1 protein-coding gene and 6 pseudogenes are annotated in these 5,433 nt (G+C 59.7%); 2 read left to right on the forward strand and 5 right to left on the reverse strand.

What is annotated here, in order from left to right:
- A pseudogene (locus CES87_RS32095) lies at positions 1 to 122 on the reverse strand (serine/threonine protein phosphatase); the annotation flags it as partial.
- Positions 119 to 1,004: pseudogene (locus CES87_RS32100) on the reverse strand (NAD(+) kinase). The pseudogenes CES87_RS32095 and CES87_RS32100, both read right to left, overlap by 4 nt.
- A gap of 124 nt (positions 1,005 to 1,128) precedes the next feature.
- On the opposite strand from CES87_RS32100, the pseudogene CES87_RS32105 reads away from it, so the two are divergent.
- A pseudogene (locus CES87_RS32105) lies at positions 1,129 to 2,078 on the forward strand (DUF1853 family protein).
- A gap of 104 nt (positions 2,079 to 2,182) precedes the next feature.
- Here CES87_RS32105 and CES87_RS32110 read toward each other — a convergent pair.
- The 3 pseudogenes from CES87_RS32110 to CES87_RS32120 form a co-directional block, all read right to left on the reverse strand.
- A pseudogene (locus tag CES87_RS32110) lies at positions 2,183 to 3,561 on the reverse strand (arsenic transporter).
- Positions 3,491 to 3,837 (reverse strand): annotated as a pseudogene (locus CES87_RS32115) (metalloregulator ArsR/SmtB family transcription factor). The pseudogenes CES87_RS32110 and CES87_RS32115 overlap by 71 nt, the downstream one beginning before the upstream one ends.
- 85 nt (positions 3,838 to 3,922) lie before the next feature.
- Positions 3,923 to 5,019, reverse strand: a pseudogene (locus CES87_RS32120) (DUF2855 family protein); the annotation flags it as partial.
- A gap of 55 nt (positions 5,020 to 5,074) precedes the next feature.
- On the opposite strand from CES87_RS32120, the gene CES87_RS32125 reads away from it, so the two are divergent.
- Complete coding sequence (locus CES87_RS32125; protein WP_256591192.1) at positions 5,075 to 5,365, forward strand: TetR/AcrR family transcriptional regulator; 291 nt, start codon at positions 5,075 to 5,077, stop codon at positions 5,363 to 5,365.
- The last annotated feature ends 68 nt before the right edge of the window (positions 5,366 to 5,433 follow it).

Consider the following 5,433-nt stretch of genomic DNA (forward strand, 5'->3'; position numbering starts at 1 on the left):
GCATGGCGCCAGACGCCAGTTTGTTTGTGATAACCGAGCCGGTCGAGCAAATGCTCAAGGGTCAGAGCGCAACCGTGCACGTCACCGATCAGGTCGTAGCTACGCGCGGGATCGAGCATCAGTCGCCTCCACCACCAACTTGCTGCCCCAGCCGGCTTGGTCCGGCAGACTTCATAGTAGTTGTGGTCCAGCGGATGGATCAGCCGCAACTTCTGCGCCTTTTTGCTGATGGTGATGGTGTCGCCGGGCGCGCAGGTAAAGTGGTTCTGCCCGTCACACGAGACTTGCGGTAAATCTGCATATCCTTGGACACGACGATTTTCAGCTCACTGTTGCCGTCGACCACGATCGGCCTACTGACAAGGTATGGGGGTACATCGGCACAATTACAATAGCGTCGAGCTTGGGATGCATGATCGGGCCACCCGCCGACAGCGCATAAGCGGTCGAACCGGTCGGCGTGGCGACGATCAGGCCGTCGGCCTTCTGGCTGCAGACGAACTGGCCGTCGATGTACAGCTCGAACTCGATCATCCGCGTGGATTTACCGGGGTGCAGTACCACATCGTTCAACGCATCGCCCTGACCGATGGCCTCGGCATGACGACGGACTTCGGCCTGCAACAGGAAACGGTTTTCCACCAGATAGTGGCCGTCGAGCACTTCGGCGACCTTGATTTCCAGTTCATCGGGACGGATATCGGTCAGGAAGCCCAGGCTGCCCCGGTTGATCCGAGCACCGGAATATTGTGCCTGGCCAGCGCCCGGGCAGCGCCGAGCAGGCTACCGTCCCCCCCGACCACAATCACCATGTCACACACTTCGCCGAGCATCTTGCGCGACGAAGTCTGCAGGCCGTGGCCCGGCAGGACTTCGGCAATGGTGTCTTCGAGGATCACGTGCAGGTGACGATCGAGCAGAAACCGTTTCAGTCGGCGGACGGTATCCAGCACCTGAGAACTGCCCAGGCGACCGATGATGCCGATATTACGAAATTGCTCCATGGGGCTCCTAATTAGTGCGCGGGGGCCTGCGACGGCGAAAAGCACGATTATGGGCGAAAGCTCGGGATAGACAAAATCCTTTCAGCGACAAGGACGCGCTCCTGTTTGAGGCTATGCTCGCAAGATGATCCTATTTCCAGATTTGTTGCAGTTACCCCACCAGTTGCGCCACCCCGAAGTGCGCGACCTGGCGTGGGTCATCCTCGCGCCGCCGATGCTCGCCGGCACGCCGTGGCCGCAACGCCACCCCCTGGCCGGCAGCGACTGGGTACAGGCACCGGAGCGTCTGGAACACTGGCTGCGCCAACTGGATCAGGACAGCTACGGATTGCTGCACTGGCTGGCCCAGGCCCGCACCCGGCGCCTGGGCCTGTACTACGAGCGTCTGTGGCAATTTGCCGTCAAACATGCGCCCGGTATCGAATTGATTGGCGCCAACATGCCGATCCGCCGCGAAGGCCATACCCTGGGCGAGCTGGACATGTTGCTGCGTGATCGCGATGGCGTGCATCACCTGGAACTGGCGATCAAGCTTTATCTAGGCCCGCAAAATGGCGATGGACACGACACCGCGCAGTGGCTCGGCCCCGGTTGCCACGATCGACTGGACCGCAAATTGGCGCATCTGAGTCAGCACCAACTGCCGATCTCCGCGCGCCCCGAGAGCGCGAAGTGCTGGCGGCGCTGGATATCCGGCAGTTCAGTGCGCACTTGTGGCTGGGCGGCTATTTGCTCTATCCATGGCCGGGGCCAGCGGCGCCCCCGAGCGGCGCGCATCCACAACACTTGCGCGGTCGCTGGCTGCATCAAAAGGATTGGGCGCAATTTGTCGGGCAAAGTCCGCCCGGTCGCTGGCAACCCCTGCCCCGCCACGCCTGGCTGGCGCCGGCGCACTACCCCGCCGAGCAGGCTTGGAGTGCCGGGCAGTTGAGTGCGTGGTTGAGTGAGTTGTCGCCCCTGGCACCGGCGCAACTGCTGGTTCGGCTGACAGAAAATGCCAATGGTGATTGGGAAGAAGCCGAGCGGTTGTTTCTGGTGGCGGATCTTTGGCCGGATGTTCCGGGGCAAGGTTGAGGCAGGTGTGGTGACAAGTCTGGCCTCTTCGCGGGCAAGCCTCGCTCCTACAAGGATTGCGTTCCTGTAGGAGCGAGGCTTGCCCGCGAATGGGCCGATACGGTCTAAATGGATAACCGTAAAGCCAACGCAGCCAACGTCACCAGCAACACCGGCACCGTCAACACAATCCCGACCTTGAAGTAATACCCCCAGCCAATCTGAATATTCTTGCGCTCCAGCACATGCAACCACAACAGCGTTGCCAGACTGCCGATCGGGGTGATTTTCGGCCCCAGGTCGCTGCCGATGACGTTGGCGTAGATCATCGCCTCCTTCACCACGCCCGTCGCCTGGCTGGCATCAATCGATAACAGGCCGATCAGCACCGTCGGCAAATTATTCATGATCGATGACACAGCGCTGTCAGCACCCCGGTGCCCAACGCCGCGCCCCAAACGCCGTACTCGGCAAAGCCGTTCAACCACCCCGCCAGATACCCGGTCAGCCCGGCGTTGCGCAGGCCGTAGACCACCAGATACATGCCAGCGAGAAAATCACGATGTGCCACGGGGCTTCTTTCATCACTTTGCGCGTGGAAATCTTGTGACCACGGGCAGCGATGGCCAGCAGCAAGGCGGCGCACACCGCCGAGATCGCACTGATCGGAATCCCCAGCGGTTCCAGTGCAAAACAGCCGAGCAACAGAATAATCAACACCACCCAACCGGCGTAAAACGTCGCCTTGTCGTGGATCGCGGACGCTGGGTGCTCCAGTTGCTCAGGGTCATAGCCCTGGGAATGTCGCGACGGAAAAACCACATCAGCATCGCCAGGGTCGCGGCCACGCTCACCAGGTTGACCGGAATCATCACCACCGCATAGCGGTTGAAACCAATATTGAAGAAGTCTGCGGAGACAATGTTCACCAGGTTCGACACCACCAGCGGCAGACTCGCGGTGTCAGCAATGAACCGGCGCCCATGACGAACGCCAGGGTCGCCGCTGGAGAAAAACGCAAGGCCAGGAGCATCGAGATCACAATGGGTGTGAGAATCAACGCTGCACCGTCATTGGCGAACAACGCCGACACCAACGCTCCGAGCAGCACCATATAAGCGAACAACTTGCGCCCGTTGCCTCGCCCCCACTGGGCCACATGCAGCGCTGCCCAGGCAAACAGCCCGGCCTCGTCCAGTAACAGGCTGATGATGATCAGCGCGACGAACGTGCCAGTGGCATTCCAGATGATCTGCCATACCAGCGGGATGTCACTCAGGTGCACCACGCCGAAATCAGCGCCAGCACCGCGCCGATACCGCGCTCCAGCGACGTCGAGGCCCTTGGGTTGCCAGATCACCAGGGTGATGGTCAACAGGAAAATCAGTGACGCTGCCAGCATGGGCGTTTGCCTTACAGAAATAGGAAGAAGATCAGCAGCAGCGAACCGGCCGGTCAGCCATCGCCTGCAAACGCGCCACATCGGCCGATAGCCATTCGACATTGGCCGCCAATGCTTCCTGCAACATGGTGATGACCCAAGGTGCTGACTGCGGGTGCAATCGGTAATACACCCATTGCCCCTGACGGCGATCCGCCAGCATCCATGACTGCGCAATAGCGCCAGATGGCGAGAGATTTTCGGCTGGCTCAAGTCCAGCGCGGCGGTCAGCTCGCACACACAGAGCTCGCCTTCGCGAGCGATCAGCAGCGCGACCCGACTGCGGGTGTCATCGGCCAAGGCCTTGAAAATATCAACGGGGCTACGGGAGTCGGACATGTAGAAGCACGCCTCTAGGCAAACGAGGCGTGATATATGGAATTTCGATATTCAGTAAAGCAAAACGCCGCTTAAAACCGAGTTCAAGGAGGATCACATGCCCCTCGACGGGTGGGATCTTGCCGTGAAACAGCCGGGCAATGACGTCCTGCGCCGCCTCGTAACCCCGGCTCTCTACCACCTCAAGCAACGGTTTTTCAGTTGCCGTCACCTTCTGGAAAAATTGCAGCAGCCCTCGCCGACACGTTGACTGACCCCTTCCGGCCCCCAATCGGCATTGCGCTTGCGAATCTGGATCGGCGCGAAAAGAACACCGGCTGCGGGCCTTCGATCGCCGTCAGCCGTGCCTCATGGGTACTCTGCGCAGATCCCGCGAAACAGCTGTAGATCAACTGCCCCGCAAAATGTTGGTGCACCCGGTCACGTAGAGACAGGTCACCGGAGAAGTCCACGTAAAGTGTCGGACGGTCATTGGCTACGCTTGCCAGCTCAGCGTAAGACACCATGCGTTCGTAACAATCAAGATGCTCTACGAAGGCTTTGTTGCCGGCCGAGGTCAGCGCCACCCTTTCCAAAGCAGGATGATTGCCCAGACAGGCCGCGGTGCCATAGGCGGTTTTGCTCGAAGCGCTGGAGAACACCAGGCGAGTCGCACCGAAGAACTGCTTGTCCTGCAGAAAATCGGCGAGCATCGAAGAGGTCAGGAACAGCGGCTTGAGCAAAATCTGCAGGTTTTCGGTGCCGGGGCTGTAGTACGCGTCCCAACTGCATCGGGTGTACTGGTTGTAGGCCGAGGTCAGCCCGAGCCGATGCTCGGCACCGTCGTAGAAACCACGTTCAGTGACCCGTTCCGGGCGCAGCCAGAGATGGCTGGCAATCGGTAATACCGTAGAAGCGCTCACCGACCTTGATGCCTGGCACATCCGAGGCCACCACATCGGCATAGCCCCAGGCCGGGACGTGACCCCAATCCGCAAGCCCTGTAGGAAAGAAGCCCCAGTAGTTCATCGAATTGCCGTAAGCAGCGTAGGTAATGTTGTTGGTCGTCAACGCGCAACGATCAATCTTCACAATCACCTCTCCGGGCGCCGGAACCAGACTGCGCTGATGCTGCTCGATACGACTTTGGTCAAGAGCGTTTTTACGGGTAATCAGCCGTGTTACCGTGCTAAAACTTTGCATCCTTCAGTCTCCTGCTGCGACACCGTGGCGGATAGCACAAGAATAGTGGCAGCCGATGAAGAGCGGGTTCGGAAACAGCAAAGGCCAACACGCCGCCCTCAATCCCCGTGCAAAGCCATTGAAACGGCCGAGTCAGGCCCGGGCGATTTTTACCGTCGAAGCGATTTACCAGGCTTTTGTTCGGATTTGGCAGCGAGATGGCTGGCCTGGGTTGACCACGCGCGAGGTGGCGCTGGAAGCAGGCGTTGCGATTGGCACGCTGTACGACTACTTCCCGAGCAAGGAAGCCCTTCTTCTCCGGTTACATCCGACATCGTCTGGATGTCTTGCTACAGGACATGGATGATGTGTCGTACAAGCCCACGATCTCGATTGGCCAACCCGAATCAAACGTCTCGTTCGTCTGACCTGTGA

The sequence above is a fragment of the Pseudomonas sp. ERMR1:02 genome, assembly GCF_002277815.1.
Lineage (GTDB): Bacteria > Pseudomonadota > Gammaproteobacteria > Pseudomonadales > Pseudomonadaceae > Aquipseudomonas.

What these genes read in the sequence shown, in the direction of transcription:
- CES87_RS32125 (WP_256591192.1), top strand. Translation starts at nt 5,075, where the DNA reads ATGAAGAGCGGGTTCGGAAACAGCAAAGGCCAACACGCCGCCCTCAAT.